Raw genomic sequence first — 17,271 nt, forward strand, 5'->3', positions numbered from 1 at the left:
ACTACCGTCACGATTCGGACGTCATCCGATGACTGGCGTCTCGATCAGTCCTAAGGTGACCGGCGACCTGCTAGAGCCCTGCTCCCTGCGAGGTAGCCGATGTCGACTGCCAGCCCAGACGGGAAGGCGGGTTCCGGACTGCGGTTTCGCGCGTGGAACCTGCTGTTGATCATCCCGTTGTTCACGCTGATCACGGCGATCTACAACAAACACGACCCGACCTTCATCGGGATGCCGTTCTTCTATTGGTTCCAGTTCGTCGGCATCATCGTCGGCGTCATCTGCACCTCCGTGGTGTACCTGATGACCAAGGACGAACCCAATCCCGTGGCCACCGACCCCGGGCTCGACGTCGACGACCTCGATGAGGGGGCCGCGCGATGACCGGCCACTGGACCGAACTGATCGTTTTCATCATCCTGTTCGTCGCGGTCTCCGGGATGGGCTTCGTCGCCTCCCGCTGGCGCCGCGCACAGGATCTCAACCACCTCGACGAGTGGGGCCTCGGCGGCCGCAAGTTCGGCTCGTGGATCACGTGGTTCCTGATCGGCGGCGACCTCTACACGGCGTACACGTTCGTCGCCGTGCCCGCGGCGCTGTTCGGCGCGGGCGCCACCGGGTTCTTCGCGCTGCCGTACACGATCATCGCCTACCCGCTGGTCTTCCTGCCGGTGCTGCGGCTGTGGTCGGTGTCGCGGGTGCACGGCTACGTGACACCGGCCGACTTCGTGCGCGGCCGCTACGGCTCGTCGCTGCTGGCGTTGCTGGTCGCGATCACCGGCATCATCGCCACGATGCCCTACATCGCGTTGCAGCTGGTGGGCCTCGAGGCCGTGCTGCGCAGCATGGGCATCAACCACGCGGGGATCCTCGGCCACCTGCCGTTGTTCATCGCGTTCCTGATCCTGGCGCTGTACACGTACAAGTCGGGGCTGCGGGCGCCGGCGCTGATCGCGTTCGTCAAGGACATCCTGATCTACATCGTGATCCTGGTGGCCGTGATCTACCTGCCGATCAAGCTCGGCGGGTGGGGCGAGATCTTCGGTGACGCGCAGACGAAGCTGTCGTCGATCAACCCGGCGACGAAGGCCCCCTACGGCAGCACGTTGCTGACCGCCAACAACCAGCTGCAGTACGCCACGCTGGCCCTCGGTTCGGCGCTGGCCCTGTTCCTGTACCCGCACTCGGTCACCGGCGTGCTGGCCTCGCGTGGGCGGAACGTGTTGAAGCGCAACATGTCCGCGCTGCCGGCGTACTCGTTCATGCTGGGCCTGCTGGCCCTGCTCGGGTACGTCGCGATCAGCGCGGGCGTGAAGCCCGTGGTCAACGCGGCGACCGGCAAGCCCGACACCAGCACCGTGGTGCCGGAGCTCTTCCACGGCCAGTTCCCCGGCTGGTTCGCGGGCATCGCGTTCGCGGCCATCGGGATCGGCGCACTGGTCCCCGCGGCGATCATGTCGATCGCGGCGGCGAACCTGTGGACCCGCAACATCTACAAGGAGTACTTCAAGCGGGACGCCACCCCGGCGCAGGAGGCCAAGCAGGCCAAGGTCGCGTCGCTGGTGGTCAAGCTCGGCGCGCTGGTGTTCATCGTGCTGATCGACCCGCAGTTCTCCATCGACCTGCAGCTGATCGGTGGCGTGATCATCCTGCAGACCCTGCCCGCGGTGGCGATCTCGCTGTACACCAGGTGGTTCCACACCTGGGCGCTGGTCGCCGGCTGGGTCGTCGGCCAGGCCTGGGGTCTGATCCTGCTCTACGGCATCCCGAACGCCGCCGTGAAGAAGCAGCACTTCGGTGGGTCGGCGCTGGCGCTGGGCAAGCTGAACATCTTCGGCTGGCACCCGTTCCCGGGGTCGGCGCTGCAGGTGTACGTCGGCTTCGTCGCCCTGGTGGCGAACCTGCTCGTCGCGGTGATCGTCACGTTGGTCATCAGGCGCTTCGCCCGGCCGCTGGGCGTGGACGCGACCAGCCCGGAGGACTACCACGTGGACGAGGGAAGCCCCCGCATCAAGGAGCCGCAGCTCGACGTGGCCGCCGCTCCCGAGCGCACCTGACGGTCGACCGGGCGAAACGGGCCGGTGCGGAACTCTCCGCACCGGCCCGTTCGTCTTCGCGGTCGCTGGGTGCCGTCCGGCCGCCTCGGCGATTACCTTGGCCCGCATGAGCGACGAAGTCAGCCGGTTCGGCACCGCCTCCCTCGCCGGGTTGCCCGACGATCTGCGCGAGCGGATCGAGGCCATCGCCGAGAAGTCGGGGTTCGTGCCCAACGTCTTCCTCGGGCTCGCCCACCGGCCCAAGGAGTTGCGGGCGTTCGCCGACTACCACGACGCGTTGATGGACTCCAACGACGGCCTCAGCAAGGCCGAGCGCGAGTTGGTCGTCGTGGCCACGTCCGGCGCCAACCACTGCACGTACTGCATCGTCGCCCACGGCGCGATCCTGCGCGTGCGCACCAAGGACGAGCACATCGCCGACCGGGTCGCGGCCAACCCGTGGCAGGCCGACCTGTCCGACCGCGAGCGCGCGATCGTCGACTTGGCGCTCGTGCTGGCCCGCGACTCCGAGCGCTTCGGCGACGAGCACATCGCGAAGGCCCGCGCCGCCGGGCTCACCGACGACGAGATCTGGGACGTCGGCGCGATCACCGCGCTCTTCGCCATGTCGAACCGGCTGGCGCACCTGATGGCCTTGCGCCCCAACGACGAGTTCTACTTGATGGGCCGGGTCCCGCGGGCCTGAGCCGCCAGAGCCGCGGCTCCGTAGAGGCCCGCGCGCCCGCCCAGCTCGGCGGGCACCACCTTCAGGTCGGCGGCGTAAGACAGCTTGGCGTGTTCGGCGACCGATTCCCGGATCGGGTCGAACAGCAGGTCGCCGGCCTGGGCGACGCCGCCGCCGACCACGGCCAGATCGAGGTCGCACACCACGGCCGTGGCCGCGATGGCCAGGCCCACCGCCCACCCGCTGCGGCGGAACGCGGCAAGGGCGATCTTGTTGCCGTTGTGGGCGTCGGCCGCGAGCGTGGCCGCGTCCGCCGACTCCGGCGCCTGCCAGCCCTGCTGGCGGGCCCAGCGCACCAGGTGCGGTCCGGCGGCGACGGTTTCCACGCACCCGCGCCCACCGCACGTGCACGGCCAGCCGTCCTCCTCGACGACCACGTGCCCGAGGTGCCCGGCGTTGCCGGTGCGCCCCAGGTACGGCTTGCCGTCGAGCACCAGCCCGCCGCCGACGCCGGTCGACACGACCAGCCCGGTCATGAACCACGCGCCCCGGCCGGCCCCGGCCCAGTGCTCGCCCAGCGCCATGCACACGCCGTCGCCCGCGACCGTGACCTCGCAGCCGAGCCGATCCCGCAGCCGCTTGCGCAGCGGGAAGCCGCGCCAGTGCGGGATGTTGATCGGGCTGACGGTGTCGGTGAGGTGGTCGACCGGGCCCGCGCACGCGACGCCGACCGCGTCGGGGCGGGTGCCGGCGAGGACCGCGTCGATCACCTCACCGACCGCGGTGAACGTGGTCTCCGCCGAGTCGACCGGGGTGGGGGTGCGCTGCTCGGCCCGCAGTTCGCCGTCTTCGTCGAGCAGGGCCGCAGCGATCTTGGTGCCGCCGATGTCTACCGCCAGGATCACGGCGTCAGGGTACGTGGACGGACATCAAGAAACCCGGACATGAAGAAACCCCGTGGTGCTGCCAGGTCGGGGGTCCGCCAGCACCGCGGGGTCATAGGGAACATCGAGAGATGCTCCAGGCTCGTTACAAGCCCCGATGTGACACCCGTCACACCGATGTATCCAGGTCAGCGCGAGAAGCTCTGACGCTGCGAGATCGCGATGAGCTCGTGCCGCATGGCCGGCGTCGCGGCCTGCTCGATGGCACGGTTCACGGCCTTGCGAGTCCGAGCCTCGTTGCGGCGGGCGCGAATCTTGGCGGCCATGTTCATCTCTGTTGCATCCCCTTCAAGGGTTGGTCTGATGTTGTGCCTTCATTATGCGCCCGCGCGCACCCCGTTGTCACCCGATTGTCCGGTGAAGTACGGCACACGCCGATGAATCATCGGCGATAACCGCCCTCTCGGCGGCGCCTGTCCGGCCGTAGATGAGTATCCGGTTTTCTAGCATGATCACTAGAAAGCCGGATACGTCACTCGTCTTTGGTCAGCAGGAAGCGGCCGAAGTGCGGCACGGTGAAGTCGATCCGGCCGCGCTCACCGGAGTAGACCAGGCCCTTCTTGATGAGGCTGTCCCGCGCGGGCGAGAGCGACGACGGCTTGCGCCCCAGGTAGACAGCAACGTCCGCGGTGCCGGCGCCTGCCTGACCCTCGCCGGACTCCGCCGCGGAACCGTCGGTCAGCTCGGCCATCGCCCGGAGGTACTCGCGTTCGGCGGGCGTCGCACGCTCGTACCGGGAGCCGAAGAAGCCGACCGCCAGTTCCGCCTCCGCCTCGGGCGCGGCCACCGCGACGTCCTCGGCGGTGATCGGATCGGTCGGCGCGGCGTCCCACGCCGCCTTGGCGTAGGCCTGGATGAAGTACGGGTAGCCACCGGAGTGCTCGAACAGGGCGGCCATCGCCTCGTCGGTGACCTTGGCGTCCTCGCGGGAGACCGGCACCTGGACCGCGGTGGCGGCGTCCTCGCGGGAGAGCCGGTCGATGCGCACGTACCGGAACAGCCGCTCGGAGTACGACTTGCTGGCCGACAGCACGGCGGGCAGGTGCGGCAGCCCGGCGCCGACCACCACCAGCGGCGCGCCGGACTGGGAGAGCTCGTGGCAGGCCGCGCACAACGCGGACACGTCGTCCGCGGTGAGGTCCTGCATCTCGTCGATCAGCAGCGCGACGCCGGTGCCCACGTCCTGGGCCAGCTCGGCGACCTCGGTGAACAGCTCGACCAGGTCGATCTCTATGTCCCCCGAGTCGGCCCGCCCTTGCGCGGCGGGGACGTCGATGCCGGGCTGCCAGCGGTCGCGGAGCTTCGCGTTGTCCGGGTTGGACCGCAGCGCGAACGCCTTCAGCACGCCGAGCACCTGTTCGACCCGGTCCGGCGCCCGATGGCGGACCGCAAGATCGCGGATCGCCCGGTGCAACGCGGCGGACAGCGGGCGACGCAGCTCGGCGTCCGGCCGAGCCTCGATCTTGCCCGCACCCCACCCGCGCCGGACGGCCATCGACCGCAGCTCACCGAGCAACACGGTCTTTCCGACGCCACGCAGTCCGGTGAGCACCAGGCTGCGTTCGGGGCGGCCGCGCGCGACCCGCTCCAGCACCACGTCGAAGGCGTCGAGCTCCTTGTCCCGCCCGGCTAACTCAGGCGGTCGCTGCCCCGCTCCGGGGGCGAACGGATTGCGCACCGGATCCATCGTTGGAAGGTATCGGGGTTTCTAGCGCCATCCCGATATTGGGCCAGAGACCCCTACGGCGTGTCGCCGATCACAGCGCGCCCCAAGTCGGATCCATGCCACAAAGCCTGACGGCTGCGCATCACCGTCAGGCTTGTGGGCTTACAGGTTGCGGTCGGCGTAGACGTGCATGGCGTCGCGGATCAGGACCGCGGTGCCTTCGCCGTGCTTGTCGTAGTTCGCCGTGAACCGCGGGTCGGCCACGTACATGTCGCCGAGACCCGTGAAGTACGCCTTCGACACCTGCTCGCTCGAACGCTCGAGCCAGGCGTACTGGCGTGCCGTGATCGCCTGCACCTCGTCGCTGTCGGCCGCCAGGCCGGCGGCGCGAGCGGCGCCGAAGTCGCGGGCGATGTCGGCCTGCTCCTGCACGAACGCCTTGCGCTCCTGCTCGCTGAGCGCGGACCACCAGCGGTTGCCGCGGTCGTAGGCCTCCTTGCTCCAGCGCTCCGTGACCTCTTGTTCGTACTGGGTGTGGTCGAACCCGTCGAACATCTCGTCTGCCATCAGTTGTTCACCTCCCTCCAGCTTGCGCAGGGTGGTGCGCACCGACTCGATCTGCCTGCCGATGCGCGCCCGTTCCTGCTCCAACCACTCCAGATGGGCACGCAGCGCCGCCGCGCTGTCCTGCTCGCCGTCCAGCACCTCGGCGATCGAGGGCAGGCTCAGGCCGAGGTCACGCAGCAGCAGGATCCGCTGCAACCGCACGAGCGCGTGCTCGTCGTAGTAGCGGTACCCGTTCGCGCCCACACGGGTCGGCTCGAGCAAGCCGATCTGCCCGTAGTGGCGCAGCGTCCGGCTCGTCGTTCCCGCCGTGCGGGCGATGTCCTGGATGGACCAGTGGGTGCCCGTCATGTCCTCGACGATAGAAGTTGACGCAGCGTCAAGGTCAAGCCGAGATCTGGATGTGGTTGTATTCCGCTTTATAGAGCGGAGGCTAGAACGCCAAATACGGCCTCATCGACGTTCGGGGCTGTCAACCGCACCCAAGGGGAACGGGATGCAACTCAGCCACGGTAACGGCGCCAACCGACGGCTGACAGCGCGCCGTTACCGGGCTCGGAAAATTCGGGGAGGCGGACTAGCTCGTGATCACTCCACGATGCGCCAGACGCTCGCGTGGATGCACACCCACTGGTCGTCACGGCGTTCGTAGGTGTCGAGGTACCGGTTGAACCGGCCCGGCCGGGTGTCGGCGAACGCCCGCGCGGACACGATCGCCGTGTTGCCGTCGACGTGCACCACGACCTGGTCGATCTCCAGGCCGGGGTCGGGCTCGCCGTCGAGGTCCTTGGCGTACTTCTCGATGTCGTCGACCTGGCCGGTGCGCCCGTCCAGGTAGCTGAAGTTCGGCGAGAGGATCGGCTTGAGGTCGGCCCAGGAGCCTCTTCGGCAAGCGTCGATGAACCGGGTGTTCAGCTCGGTGAGCTGAGCGACGTCGTCAGTCATGGGCGGAATCGTAGTGTGGCTCGCGCCACACTAACTCCGCCTAACGCTTTATAGCGATGGGTCTAGACGGCCCTATTTCTCCAAGATTGCCGTGACGCCCTGGCCGCCGGCCGCGCAGATCGAGATCAGCCCGCGCCCGGATCCCTTCTCGTGCAACAGCTTCGCCAGCGTCGCGACGATCCGGCCGCCGGTCGCGGCGAACGGGTGCCCGGCGGCCAGCGACGAGCCGTTGACGTTGAGCTTCGCGCGGTCGATCGAGCCCAGCGGCTCGTCCAGACCCAGCTTCTCCTTGGCGAAGGCCGGGTCCTCCCACGCCTTCAACGTGGCGAGCACCTGCGACGCGAACGCCTCGTGGATCTCGTAGAAGTCGAAGTCCTGCAACGAAAGCCCGGCCCGCGCGAGCATCCGCGGCACGGCGTAGGCCGGCGCCATCAGCAGACCTTCGCCGCCGTGCACGTAGTCGACCGCGGCCGTCTCGTGGAACACCAGGTACGCGAGCACCGGCAGCTTGCGTTGCGCGGCCCACTCCTCGCTGGCCAGCAGCACCACGGACGCGCCGTCCGACAACGGCGTCGAGTTCCCCGCCGTCATCGTCCCGTCGGAGCCGCCGAACACCGGCTTGAGCTTCGCCAGCTTCTCGGCGGTGGAGTCCGGGCGCAGGTTCTGGTCGCGGGTCAGGCCCTGGAACGGCGTGACCAGGTCGTCGAAGAACCCGCGGTTGTAGGCGGCGGCGAGCTTCTGGTGGCTCGCGGCGGCGAGTTCGTCCTGCGCCTCGCGCGCGATCTCCCACTGCTCGGCGGTGATCGCCGCGTGCTCGCCCATCGACAGGCCGGTGCGCGGTTCGGCGTTGCGCGGGATCTTCGGCACGAGCTGACCGGGACGCAGGCCGGTGAGCAGCTTGAGCCGCTGGCCGACGGACTTGGCGTTGTTCAACGCGATGAGGATGCGGCGCAGGTCGTCGTTCACCTCGAGCGGCGCGTCCGACGTGGTGTCCACGCCACCCGCGATGGCCGAGTCGATCTGGCCCAGCGCGATCTTGTTCGCCACCTGGGCGATGGCCTGCAGACCGGTGCCGCACGCCTGCTGGATGTCGTACGCGGGCGTCTCCGGCGCGAGCTTGCTGCCGAGCACGCATTCGCGCGTCAGGTTGAAGTCGGCGGAGTGCTTGAGGACGGCACCCGCCGCGACCTCCCCGAGCCGCTCGCCCTGCAGGCCGAACCGGCTGACCAGCCCGTCCAGCGCCGCGGTGAGCATGTCCTGGTTGGAGGCGTTGGCGTACGGACCGTTGGACCGCGCGAACGGGATCCGGTTCCCGCCGACGATCGCGACCTTGCGGATTTCGGCCATGTCGTCCTCCTCCAAGGGGCAGGGGCTCGAGTTTCATCCTAACCTACCCGCGAGTAGGCTTACCAACGAGTAGGGAGGCGCGCATGTCAGACCGCTATCAGCAGTTCGCCACCTCGGGTCTCGGCAAGGCCCTGGTGAAGCGACTCGGCTTGCCCAATCCTGTACCGCTTCGCCGCTACACGCGCGGCGAGCCGCCGCTGACCGGCCCGGTGCTGCTCGGCGGCGCGTCCGGTGGACGGCTCGCCGACGGCACCGCCGCCGTGGTCAAGGCGACCGGGCTGGACGTCGTCACCGCGGCGGCGCCGGCCGAGGCCGAGGTCCGCTACGGCGCGCTGGTCTTCGACGCCACCGGCATCACCGACGTCGCCGGCCTGCGCGAGCTGTACGACTTCTTCCACCCCGTGATGCGCGAGGTCGTCGCGTCCGGGCGGGTGGTCGTCCTCGGCACGCCACCCGAGCACACGCAGACGCCCGGCGAACGGATCGCCCAGCGGGCGCTCGAAGGTTTCACCCGATCGGTCGGCAAGGAGCTGAGCCGCGGCGCGACCGCACAACTGGTCTACGTCGCGCCCGGGGCCGAGGGTGACACCGAGTCGACGCTGCGGTTCCTGCTGTCGGCCAAGTCGGCCTACGTCGACGCGCAGGTCATCCGGATCGGTGGGGACAACCACGCGCAGGCGCCCGACGACTGGGCCCGTCCGCTGGCCGGCAAGACCGCGCTGGTCACCGGCGCGTCCCGCGGCATCGGCGCGGCCATCGCCGAGGTGCTCGCCCGCGACGGCGCGCACGTCGTCGTGCTGGACATCCCCGCGCAGGGCCAGGACCTCTCGTCGGTGGCCAACAAGATCGGCGGCTCGACCCTGCAGCTGGACATCACCGCGGCCGACGCCCCGGACAAGCTGGTCAAGCACTTCACCGACCGGCACGACGGCGTGGACACCGTGGTGCACAACGCGGGCATCACCCGGGACAAGAAGCTTGCCAACATGAAGGACTCCGGCTGGGACTCGGTCCTGTCGGTGAACCTCGCGAGCCAGATCCGGGTCAACGACGCCCTCCTCGCGGCCGGCACCCTGAACGAGAACGGTCGCATCATCGGCGTCTCCTCGATCGCCGGCATCGCGGGCAACGTCGGCCAGACCAACTACGCCACCAGCAAAGCCGGCGTGATCGGCATGGTCGACGGGTTCGCGCCGCTGCTCGCCGAGCGCGGCGCCACGATCAACGCGGTCGCCCCCGGCTTCATCGACACCAAGATGACCGCGGCCGTGCCGTTCTTCACCCGCGAGATCGGCCGCCGGTTGAACTCGCTCTCGCAGGCCGGGTTGCCGGTCGACGTGGCGGAAACCATTGCCTGGTACGCGAACCCGGCGTCCTCGGCGGTCAACGGCAACGTCGTACGGGTGTGCGGGCAGAGCCTGCTGGGGGCGTGATGGCGACCCGCGAACTGACCAAGGAGCCGAACCTCGCGGTGCTCTACCCGAAGGCCGCGCTGTCGGGGCTGACCCGCCGCGGTTCCGGGGGCGCCCTTCCGTCCACTGTGTACACACGGTCGGGCGTGGCGGTCGATCACGCGCACCTGGCCGCCTACGACCGGGTGTGCGAGTTCCGGCTGACCGACGAGCTGCCGATCACCTACCCGCACGTGCTGACCTTCCCCATGCAGGTCACGCTGATGACCGACGGCGACTTCCCGTTCCCGCTGGTGGGCTCGGTGCACGTGGCCAACCGGATCACGCAGACGCGGCCGTTGCGGGTCTCCGACAAGCTGGACCTGCGCGTGCACGTGGAGAACCTGCGGGATCACCCGCGGGGCAAACAGTTCGACATGGTCGGCGAGGCGTCCGTGCGTGGCGAGGTCGTGTGGACCGACGTGTCCACCTACCTGCGTCGCGGCGGCGGTTCCGGTGCTTCCGAGTCGAAAGAACGCAAGGAACCGCCGAAGCCGTCGGCCAGCTGGCGGGTGCCGGGCGACATCGGCCGCCGCTACGCCGAGGTGTCGGGCGACCGCAACCCGATCCACCTGCACCCGTTGACCGCCAAGCTCTTCGGCTTCCCCACCGCGATCGCGCACGGCATGTGGACCAAGGCCCGCTGCCTGGCCGCGTTGGAAGGCCGGTTGCCGTCGGCCTACACGGTGGACGTGAAGTTCAAGCTGCCGGTCTTGTTGCCGGCCAAGGTCGGCTTCGCCGCCGAGCGGACCGGCGCGGGCGGCTGGCACTTCCAGCTCTTCGACGCCCGAAAGGGCAAGCCGCACGTGGACGGGACGATCACGGCATAAATGGCGCTCTGTCCGTTCGCGCGGGCCTAGGCCGTAGCCGCCGCGCCCGGGCCGGGCAGTGGACCGATGTCGCGCGCGTGCATGGGTTTGCCGCAGTGCGAGCAGATCAGCTCGACGTGGCTGATCTCGCCGCACGCGTGGTGGCGGTAGAGCACGGGCGGTCCGGCCGTCCCGGCCAGCCACTTGTCGCCCCACGCCGTCATGACCATGAGCATGTCCACGAGTTCGGTGCCCATCTCGGTGAGCACGTATTCGTAGCGCGGCCGGTTGTCGTAGGGCCTGCGCTCGAGCACACCGGTCTCGACCAGGTGGTGCAGCCGCTCGGTCAGCACCTTGCGTGAGATGCCGAGGTCGGCCTGGAGCTGCTCGAACCTGCTCAACCCCACCCACACGTCACGCAGGATCAGCGGCGACCACGGCTCGCCGATCACGTCGAGCGTGCGGGCGATCGAGCACGCCATCCCACCGAAGTTCGTGCGCTGCATGTCCTCGACTCTACACGTTGGGGTTCCCTCAAGAAACTTCCTCTGTTACGGTCTCAAGGTCTCTTAAAGGAACTTAGAAGGATGGATCACCATGGGATCTCACGGGGCTGTCAGCAGGCGGCCAAGGGGAACGGGACGCAACTCAGCCACGGAGAGCGGGCAAGCCGAACCACGTCAACTCAACGCAACCCATTCCGGAAACTCCGGGGAGGCGGAAGGGTGCAAGGTCATCGTCGCCCTCTCCGTCTCGGTCGACGGCTACATCACCGGTCGCGATCCCCGTGCCGGTCACGGTCTCGGCGATGGCGAGATGCTCTTCGACTGGTACTTCGACGGCGACACCCCCAGCGAGGTCTTCGACGGGTTCAAGCTCAGCGCCCCCAGCGCCCGCGTCTTCGACACGCTCGCCGACCGCGTCTCCGTCACCATCGCCGGCCGCAACACCTACGACGACTCCGACAGCTTCGGCGGCGGCAGCCCGCACCCGAAGACCCGGCTCATCGTCGTCAGCCACCGTGAGGTGCCGCAGCTCAGCGACCGTCAGCGGCACGCCACCGGCATCGAGGACGCGATCGCGAAAGCGCGGGAACTGGCCGGTGGCAAGGACATCGGCCTGATGGGCGGCGGCATCGCGACGGCCGCCCTGGAGGCGGGTTTGGTCGACGAGATCGTGCTGCACCAGATCCCGGTGCTGCTCGGCAGCGGCCGGTCGTTCTTCCAGGAACTGCCCGCGCACATCAAGCTGCGCGTGGTCGAGGTGGTGCCCGCGCCGGGCGTCACGCACCTGCACTACGAAGTCGAACGCTAATCCTCGTTCGGGGTCCAGACCTTGCCCTCGACCAGGTCGCCGAAGCCCATCCAGACCAGGTTCATCAGCCAGGTCGCGAGCGTGCGGCCGGGCACCTCCGGGTGGTCGACCCACCAGTCGGCCATGGACTCACCGGCGCCGACCAGGGCGGCCGCCATCGCAGAAGTGCCCTTGGTCGCCTGTTCGTCCATGCCCTGCTTGGTCGCGCTGCGCACTAGCAACGCGTCGACGAGTTCGATCGCACGCCCGCGCATCGCCACGAGTTCGTCGCTGAACGGGCCGCCCTGCGACGTGGCCTGCCGGTGCAGCACCCGCCAGCTGTCCCGCTGGGCGCCGACGAAGCTGAAGAACGCGCGCAACCCCTGCCAGAGCTGCATGTCCGGCGCCGAGTCGCCCTGCACGCCGCCGGCGATGGCCTCCATCATCAGGGTGGCCTCACGCCGGATGCACGCGGCGAACAGGTCCTCCTTGGAGCCGAGGTAGGCGTAGATCATCGGCTTGGAAACGCCGGCCACGTCGGAGATCTCGTCCATCGACGCCGTGTGATAGCCGTGCGCGGAGAACACCCGGACGGCGGCGTCCAGGATCTGCCGCTCCCGCACTTCGCGGGGCAGGCGCTTCACGCGCCCTTGGCGGGCATCGATCGCGTCCACAGGCCTCCCGTCGGTTCAGCTTGTCACCCAACCTACTCGAAAGTAGATTTACCCGTCGGTAGGTTTCCTGCGGAGGTGAGCCCATGGCCGAGTTCGACGGCCTGACCCCGAGCCAGCTGGTGGCGCTGGTCGACGGCCTCGACCCGCACGGGTCGGACCTCACCGCCGTCGACCTCGATGCTATCGCCCGGTCGATCGACCCAGGAACGCTGCGCAAGCACGAGTTGACCACGTTGCTCGCCGCCATCGGCCGGCTCGGCCGGGCCAACCCGGAGCTCGACCTGGGCGCGGTCGGCGCGGACACGTTCGCCCGGCTGATCTCGCGCGCGTCGAAGGACCAGATCCAGGCGTTCATGCTGCGCCCGGAGATCCGCCGGATGGTGCTCGACCTGGTCTTCCTGCACCGCATGCCCAAGCACCTGCGGGCCGAGCGCACGAAGGACATCCACGCGATCGCGCACTTCCGGATCGGCGGCGGGGCGGGCGAGGGCGGCTACGACCGCTATGAAGTGGTGATCGACCACGGCGCGTGCACGGTCACCGCGTCGCCGCGGGTCAAGGCGCAGGCGACGATCACCCTCGGCCCGGTCGAGCTGCTGCGGTTGATCACCGGCAACGCGTCGGCACCCGTGCTGTTCATGACCGGCAAGCTGAAGGTGCGCGGCGATCTGGCGTTCGCCGCGGGGATGATGGGACTCTTCGACCTGCCCCGCGGTTGACGACGCCGCTGTGACGAGGAGGTCCGCGTGGAACGGGTCGACATAGATGCGTTCGCGCGCGCCATCGACCTGGAGAAGCTCGACGAAGCGCAGTTCGTGAAGCTGATGGAGGTCCTGGACTTCCTGTCGGTCATGGGCACCGGCATCGAACTCGCGTCCATGCGCACCGAGACGTTCGTGTGGCTGATCGGCAAGGCCTCGCGCGCGCAGCTGGAACACATGATGGAGCAGCCGAACCTGCGCGAGGTCGTGCTGACCGAGGTCTTCTGCCGGATGACCAACCACGTCAAGACCGACCGAGCCACGACCAACCCGGCCGTCGTGCACTGGCGCTTCAGCGGCGGCGCGGGCGACGGCGGTTTCGACCGCTACGAAACGGTGCTGGAAGAGGGCACCTGCGTGTCGGGCACCACGCCGACCCGCGACCCCCGCGCCACGATCACGTTGGCACCGGCGGACTTCCTCCGCGCCGCGACGGGCAACGTGTCGGTCCCGCTGCTGTTCGTCCGCGGCCGCGTGAAGGTCAAGGGCGACATCGCGTTCGCCGCCGGTATCACCGGCTACTTCGACATCCCCAAGCCCTGACCCGGGATCATGCGCTTCTGGTAGTCCACCACCACCGACCACACCAGCTCCCGCACGTCCCGCGGCGGCCGCTGCGCCACCGGCACGGCCGCCTCCCGCACGCTCACCGGTGCGTCCTCGGGCAGGTCCAGCTCCGGCGCGGGGCCGGTCAGCAGGTCTCGGCGCGCGGTCCGCGCCGCGCTGACCATCCGGTGGTACTGGCCCCACAGCTGCACCTCGCCACCGGGCCACATGCCCTCGCTCGCGGACTGGCCGCCGTGGTACCAGTCGGCGAGCTCGTACACCTCGCGCGCCCACTCACGCAGGATCACGGGCGGCGCCGAGAACAACACCACACCGCCGAGCCGGGCGCAGCGGGTGCCGAAGGGCTCGACCGGGTCCCGGTAGTGCCACCGCGCGGTCGGGCTCACGTGTTCGCGCCAGCGCCGGACCGCGGCGATCTCCTTGTCCAGCCCCGGTGTCTGGAGCCGGACCGTGCCATCGGGGTTGCCGCGCAAGGGAAGCATCCGCCGCAGCTGCCGGGCCGCCTGCGCCGTCAGCGGCGTGAGCGGGCCCGGGGCCAGCACGACCGGGTCCGACGGCTCGGCGTCGAACGGGTTCGGGTCCAGGAACGGCCGGTCGATCAGCACGAGCGTGTTCGGCACCCGTTGGTAGGCAAGGCCCCACAGCAACCGGCCGAGCAGCCGGCCACCGTGGCTGTCGGTCAGCACGTGCCACGTCTCGTGCTCGTAGTTCGTGGCGAAGCGCGCCTGCGTGCCGGGGCGCAGGGTGAGCACCGTGTGGTCGACGCCGTCGAGGCGCAGCACGCGCCGGTGCAGCTTCACCCGCGGGCCGACGTCGCGCGTCGCGTCCGGCCGGATCACCACGACACCAGGCAGAACGGGTGCCCGACGGGATCGGTGTAGACGCGGAACCGGTCGCCGCCGCCGGGCTGCCGGGTCGCGCCGATGGCGAGGACCGTGGCCTCGGCGGCTTCCAGGTCGTCGACCCGCACGTCGAAGTGCATCTGCTGCGGCACTTCCCCATCCGGCCACGTCGGTGCTCGGAAGTCCGCCGCGCGTTGGAAGGCCACGCCCGGCCGGTCCGGCGCGTCGCCGATGACCACCCAGTCCGGCTCGTCCTGGACCCGGACCATGCCCAGCAACCGCTGGTAGAACTCCGCGAGCGCGGACGGGTCCGGGCAGTCGACCACGAGGCCGTGCCAGCGCCCGATCATCAGTCGGCCTTGCTGGTGAAGGCGACCTTCACGCCGAGCCCGATCATGACCAGCCCGCCGGTCCCGCCGACCACCGCCAGCCGCCGCGGCGACCTGGCGAACCAGGCCCGCGCCGTGCCGGCGATCATCGCCCAGAGGCTGTCCGACACCAACGCGATCAACGGGAACACCGCGCCCAGCACCAGCATCTGCACCGGTGGGTTGCTCACCGACGACCCCAGGTACTGCGGCAGCACGAGCGCCAGGAACACGATCGACTTCGGGTTGGCGAAGCCGACCACGAAGCCGTCGACCACCAGCCGGCTGGTGCGCTTCGGCGTGACGTCGGCGTCCAGGGTCAGCTCGCCCCGCCGCCGGATCGCGCGGACGCCCAGGTAGATCAGATATCCGGCGCCGATCAGCTTCACCACGGTGAAGACCTCGACCGACCGCTCGAGCAACGCGCCGATGCCGACGGCCACGGCCGCCACCTGCGCGTACACGCCGACGGCGTTGCCGAGCACGGTGACCAGCGCCGCACGCCGGCCGACGGTCAGCGCCCGGCTGATCGTGAACAGCACGCTCGGGCCCGGCACGATGATCAGCAAGAAAGACAGCAGACCGAACGCGAGGAACGCATCACCGGAAGGCATCCCCCGACCGTAGCTAGTGACCCCGCCGCGCTGAAGCGATTTGCTCCATCATCGCGGGCAGCCCGTACCAGCGCACCGCCGACACGACCTCGTCGGCCAGCGACTCGAACGGGCGCCCGGCGTCCAGTTCCCACCACATCTCGCCGATGGGGAAGCCGCCGACGCTGATCAGCTCACCGATGCGCGCCGACCAACCGGGCGCGGAGGGCTGGGGGCGCGAGCCGTAGTAGGGCCGGACTCGTAACTGCTCGTCCCACTCGTTGCGCCGGACCACGCTCAGGTCCGCGGTGAACCGGACGTAGCTCGTCGACGCCGCGTTGGCCTGCTGGAGCGTGACCTGCGCGTAATAACCGTCGATGCTCGCGCGGAACGTGTGGCCGGACCCGATGAAGCCGTAGCCGCGAAGGCCCGGCGCGAGCCGGCTCTGCACCATCAGCCGGAACCAACCCTGCGCACTGAGCTCTGCACCCGACGCCACGACACGCTCCCTCATCCGGCCGGGTGGCGACCCGGCAGACCGTGCATGGGCTCTTTCGCGCCCATTGTTCCGTGTCTCCGGTCCCACGTGCTCACCGGTTCCGCTTCGGCATGCGCCGAACGGTCGTACGCATACCCCGGATCGGCCTCAACAAGGCCAATTGTTACGGGTCTGTGTTTATCAGGACCGACACGGGGGAGGCGTCCGCCGACGATGGCCTGACGCGGGGTGCGGGGGAATCCGCTGTCACTCACCCGCGGGGGTGAGTTTCCTGGAGTTGCGTCTTGGCACGTCACGAGCCGGAACTTCGGTCGTCCCGATCACGGACGGGTGACACCTGAGGAGGACGGATGCCACCAGACGTCGAGAAGCGACGCACCGCCCGGATCGGCCCGGCGATCGGCAAGCTGGACCACCGGGGCCGGCCCGGCATCGGGGTGGCGCTCGTCGACGCCGTCCCCCTGTTCCGGGACGGCCTGACCGCGCTCGTCGCGCGCACGCCCGGCCTGGCCTGGGTGGGCGCCGCCGACAGCGCGAACGCGGCGTTACAGATGTGCGAGCGCCTACGGCCCGACGTCGTGCTGGTCGACTCCGAGGTCGACCCGCGCAACCAGCTGGCGCAACTGCTCGCCGGGACCGACCGGCACCAGAACGTGCTGTTGATCGTGCACGACCGGCACCGCACCACGCACTACCTGGGCAGCGCGTTCGCCGCCGGGGTGCAGGGCGCGATCCCCCGCTCGGCCGATCCGCACCGGATCGTCGAGGCGATCCGGACCGTGCACGCCGAGCGCCGTTACGTCGACCCCGGTCTCGCCGCCGCGGTCGCGGCGCCGCGGACCCGGCTGGTCGACGGCGTCGGCTCGCTGCAGCCGCTGTCCCGCCGGGAGTTCCAGGTGCTCCAGCTGATCGCCGACGGCCTGGAGAACCAGGCCATCGCCAAGATCCTCTTCGTCTCCGTCGAGACGGTGCGCACCCACGTCAAGAGCATCCTGCGCAAGCTCGCCGCACGAGACCGCACGCACGCGGTGGCCGTCGCTTTCCGGGCCGGCGTGCTGACCGTGGCCGCCGAGGTCACGCCGCTGCGCGCGCTCGATTCGGCGCGCCCTAGGGCCGCGCGAGACTGACCTGCTGCACTGAGTTCCCAGCCACAAATGGGTGAGCGCCTTGCCGGGGGTTACCGGCAAGTAATATCCTGTTGTTACCGACGAGTAGTACGCGCGGCAC

General features: G+C 69.5%; 21 protein-coding genes. 9 read left to right on the forward strand and 12 right to left on the reverse strand.

The window, feature by feature from the left end:
- Positions 1 to 99: 99 nt before the first annotated feature.
- The 3 genes from EV186_RS06020 (at position 100) to EV186_RS06030 (ending at position 2,742) form a co-directional block, all read left to right on the forward strand.
- Complete coding sequence (locus EV186_RS06020; RefSeq protein ID WP_133848037.1) at positions 100 to 384, forward strand: DUF3311 domain-containing protein; 285 nt, start codon at positions 100 to 102, stop codon at positions 382 to 384.
- A complete protein-coding gene (gene mctP / locus EV186_RS06025; protein ID WP_133848038.1) occupies positions 381 to 2,057 on the forward strand; it encodes a monocarboxylate uptake permease MctP in 1,677 nt (558 codons plus the stop codon). The genes EV186_RS06020 and mctP overlap by 4 nt, the downstream gene beginning before the upstream one ends.
- A gap of 106 nt (positions 2,058 to 2,163) precedes the next feature.
- Positions 2,164 to 2,742: a peroxidase-related enzyme gene (locus tag EV186_RS06030; protein WP_133848039.1), complete on the forward strand. Its 579-nt coding sequence runs from the start codon at positions 2,164 to 2,166 to the stop codon at positions 2,740 to 2,742.
- On the opposite strand, the gene EV186_RS06035 is transcribed toward EV186_RS06030, so the two are convergent.
- From EV186_RS06035 to EV186_RS06055, 6 genes are all read right to left on the reverse strand, one after another.
- Positions 2,712 to 3,626: an ROK family protein gene (locus EV186_RS06035; protein WP_133848040.1), complete on the reverse strand. Its 915-nt coding sequence runs from the start codon at positions 3,624 to 3,626 to the stop codon at positions 2,712 to 2,714. The genes EV186_RS06030 and EV186_RS06035 overlap by 31 nt on opposite strands.
- Before the next feature lie 167 nt (positions 3,627 to 3,793).
- Entirely contained in the window at positions 3,794 to 3,931 is a 138-nt protein-coding gene (locus tag EV186_RS38755; RefSeq protein ID WP_166658961.1) for a hypothetical protein, read from the reverse strand.
- Between the two features lie 206 nt (positions 3,932 to 4,137).
- Positions 4,138 to 5,352, reverse strand: a complete 1,215-nt coding sequence (locus tag EV186_RS06040; RefSeq protein WP_133848041.1) for an ATP-binding protein — start codon at positions 5,350 to 5,352, stop codon at positions 4,138 to 4,140.
- A gap of 141 nt (positions 5,353 to 5,493) precedes the next feature.
- On the reverse strand, positions 5,494 to 6,246 hold the full coding sequence (locus EV186_RS06045) for a MerR family transcriptional regulator (RefSeq protein WP_133848042.1): 753 nt from the start codon (positions 6,244 to 6,246) through the stop codon (positions 5,494 to 5,496).
- Between the two features lie 237 nt (positions 6,247 to 6,483).
- Complete coding sequence (locus tag EV186_RS06050; RefSeq protein WP_133848043.1) at positions 6,484 to 6,840, reverse strand: nuclear transport factor 2 family protein; 357 nt, start codon at positions 6,838 to 6,840, stop codon at positions 6,484 to 6,486.
- A 72-nt stretch (positions 6,841 to 6,912) separates the two neighbouring features.
- Complete coding sequence (locus EV186_RS06055; RefSeq protein ID WP_133848044.1) at positions 6,913 to 8,187, reverse strand: acetyl-CoA C-acetyltransferase; 1,275 nt, start codon at positions 8,185 to 8,187, stop codon at positions 6,913 to 6,915.
- A gap of 83 nt (positions 8,188 to 8,270) precedes the next feature.
- Between EV186_RS06055 and EV186_RS06060 the strand changes: the two genes are divergently transcribed.
- The gene (locus EV186_RS06060) at positions 8,271 to 9,620 is read left to right on the forward strand and encodes a 3-oxoacyl-ACP reductase (RefSeq protein ID WP_133848045.1); all 1,350 of its coding nucleotides are present in this window, start codon (positions 8,271 to 8,273) and stop codon (positions 9,618 to 9,620) included.
- Positions 9,620 to 10,468: a MaoC/PaaZ C-terminal domain-containing protein gene (locus EV186_RS06065; protein ID WP_133848046.1), complete on the forward strand. Its 849-nt coding sequence runs from the start codon at positions 9,620 to 9,622 to the stop codon at positions 10,466 to 10,468. Before EV186_RS06060 ends, EV186_RS06065 begins: the two co-directional genes overlap by 1 nt.
- A 26-nt stretch (positions 10,469 to 10,494) precedes the next feature.
- Here EV186_RS06065 and EV186_RS06070 read toward each other — a convergent pair whose 3' ends face one another.
- Positions 10,495 to 10,953: a winged helix-turn-helix transcriptional regulator gene (locus tag EV186_RS06070; protein ID WP_133848047.1), complete on the reverse strand. Its 459-nt coding sequence runs from the start codon at positions 10,951 to 10,953 to the stop codon at positions 10,495 to 10,497.
- 229 nt (positions 10,954 to 11,182) lie between these two features.
- Here EV186_RS06070 and EV186_RS06075 point away from each other — a divergent pair, with 229 nt between their 5' ends.
- Positions 11,183 to 11,761, forward strand: a complete 579-nt coding sequence (locus tag EV186_RS06075) for a dihydrofolate reductase family protein (protein ID WP_243753930.1) — start codon at positions 11,183 to 11,185, stop codon at positions 11,759 to 11,761.
- Here the strand turns inward: EV186_RS06075 and EV186_RS06080 are convergent.
- Positions 11,758 to 12,414 (reverse strand): TetR/AcrR family transcriptional regulator, encoded by a 657-nt coding sequence (locus EV186_RS06080; protein ID WP_243753834.1) that lies wholly within the window; start codon positions 12,412 to 12,414, stop codon positions 11,758 to 11,760. The genes EV186_RS06075 and EV186_RS06080 overlap by 4 nt on opposite strands.
- An 83-nt stretch (positions 12,415 to 12,497) precedes the next feature.
- On the opposite strand from EV186_RS06080, the gene EV186_RS06085 reads away from it, so the two are divergent.
- A complete protein-coding gene (locus tag EV186_RS06085) occupies positions 12,498 to 13,133 on the forward strand; it encodes an SCP2 sterol-binding domain-containing protein (RefSeq protein ID WP_133848049.1) in 636 nt (211 codons plus the stop codon).
- A gap of 27 nt (positions 13,134 to 13,160) precedes the next feature.
- Positions 13,161 to 13,718, forward strand: a complete 558-nt coding sequence (locus tag EV186_RS06090) for an SCP2 sterol-binding domain-containing protein (RefSeq protein WP_243753835.1) — start codon at positions 13,161 to 13,163, stop codon at positions 13,716 to 13,718.
- Here EV186_RS06090 and EV186_RS06095 read toward each other — a convergent pair.
- Genes EV186_RS06095 through EV186_RS06110 form a run of 4 tightly spaced genes read right to left on the reverse strand, consistent with a single transcriptional unit; the run spans position 13,694 to position 16,044 of the window.
- The gene (locus EV186_RS06095) at positions 13,694 to 14,581 is read right to left on the reverse strand and encodes a hypothetical protein (protein ID WP_133848050.1); all 888 of its coding nucleotides are present in this window, start codon (positions 14,579 to 14,581) and stop codon (positions 13,694 to 13,696) included. The two genes, EV186_RS06090 and EV186_RS06095, sit on opposite strands and share 25 nt — an antisense overlap.
- On the reverse strand, positions 14,578 to 14,934 hold the full coding sequence (locus EV186_RS06100; protein ID WP_133848051.1) for a VOC family protein: 357 nt from the start codon (positions 14,932 to 14,934) through the stop codon (positions 14,578 to 14,580). The genes EV186_RS06095 and EV186_RS06100 overlap by 4 nt, the downstream gene beginning before the upstream one ends.
- Positions 14,934 to 15,566, reverse strand: a complete 633-nt coding sequence (locus EV186_RS06105) for a LysE family translocator (RefSeq protein ID WP_133848052.1) — start codon at positions 15,564 to 15,566, stop codon at positions 14,934 to 14,936. Before EV186_RS06105 ends, EV186_RS06100 begins: the two co-directional genes overlap by 1 nt.
- Positions 15,567 to 15,579: 13 nt before the next feature.
- Positions 15,580 to 16,044, reverse strand: coding sequence for a DUF4304 domain-containing protein (locus EV186_RS06110; protein WP_166659036.1), 465 nt, complete (start codon positions 16,042 to 16,044; stop codon positions 15,580 to 15,582).
- Between the two features lie 350 nt (positions 16,045 to 16,394).
- Between EV186_RS06110 and EV186_RS06115 the strand changes: the two genes are divergently transcribed.
- The gene (locus tag EV186_RS06115; protein ID WP_133848054.1) at positions 16,395 to 17,171 is read left to right on the forward strand and encodes a response regulator transcription factor; all 777 of its coding nucleotides are present in this window, start codon (positions 16,395 to 16,397) and stop codon (positions 17,169 to 17,171) included.
- Positions 17,172 to 17,271: the final 100 nt, after the last annotated feature.

The sequence above is a fragment of the Labedaea rhizosphaerae genome, from assembly GCF_004362825.1.
GTDB classification, from domain to species: Bacteria; Actinomycetota; Actinomycetes; order Mycobacteriales; family Pseudonocardiaceae; genus Labedaea; species Labedaea rhizosphaerae.

Bases quoted from the DNA above. Each gene is read 5' to 3' on its own strand.
- EV186_RS06065 (WP_133848046.1), top strand. From the start codon at position 9,620: ATGGCGACCCGCGAACTGACCAAGGAGCCGAACCTCGCGGTGCTCTAC.
- EV186_RS06055 (WP_133848044.1), bottom strand. From the start codon at position 8,187: ATGGCCGAAATCCGCAAGGTCGCGATCGTCGGCGGGAACCGGATCCCG.
- EV186_RS06105 (WP_133848052.1), bottom strand. From the start codon at position 15,566: ATGCCTTCCGGTGATGCGTTCCTCGCGTTCGGTCTGCTGTCTTTCTTG.
- EV186_RS06070 (WP_133848047.1), bottom strand. From the start codon at position 10,953: ATGCAGCGCACGAACTTCGGTGGGATGGCGTGCTCGATCGCCCGCACG.
- EV186_RS06100 (WP_133848051.1), bottom strand. From the start codon at position 14,934: ATGATCGGGCGCTGGCACGGCCTCGTGGTCGACTGCCCGGACCCGTCC.
- EV186_RS06020 (WP_133848037.1), top strand. From the start codon at position 100: ATGTCGACTGCCAGCCCAGACGGGAAGGCGGGTTCCGGACTGCGGTTT.
- EV186_RS06040 (WP_133848041.1), bottom strand. From the start codon at position 5,352: ATGGATCCGGTGCGCAATCCGTTCGCCCCCGGAGCGGGGCAGCGACCG.
- EV186_RS06085 (WP_133848049.1), top strand. From the start codon at position 12,498: ATGGCCGAGTTCGACGGCCTGACCCCGAGCCAGCTGGTGGCGCTGGTC.
- EV186_RS06030 (WP_133848039.1), top strand. From the start codon at position 2,164: ATGAGCGACGAAGTCAGCCGGTTCGGCACCGCCTCCCTCGCCGGGTTG.
- EV186_RS06060 (WP_133848045.1), top strand. From the start codon at position 8,271: ATGTCAGACCGCTATCAGCAGTTCGCCACCTCGGGTCTCGGCAAGGCC.
- EV186_RS06050 (WP_133848043.1), bottom strand. From the start codon at position 6,840: ATGACTGACGACGTCGCTCAGCTCACCGAGCTGAACACCCGGTTCATC.
- EV186_RS06045 (WP_133848042.1), bottom strand. From the start codon at position 6,246: ATGACGGGCACCCACTGGTCCATCCAGGACATCGCCCGCACGGCGGGA.
- mctP (WP_133848038.1), top strand. From the start codon at position 381: ATGACCGGCCACTGGACCGAACTGATCGTTTTCATCATCCTGTTCGTC.
- EV186_RS38755 (WP_166658961.1), bottom strand. From the start codon at position 3,931: ATGGCCGCCAAGATTCGCGCCCGCCGCAACGAGGCTCGGACTCGCAAG.
- EV186_RS06115 (WP_133848054.1), top strand. From the start codon at position 16,395: ATGCCACCAGACGTCGAGAAGCGACGCACCGCCCGGATCGGCCCGGCG.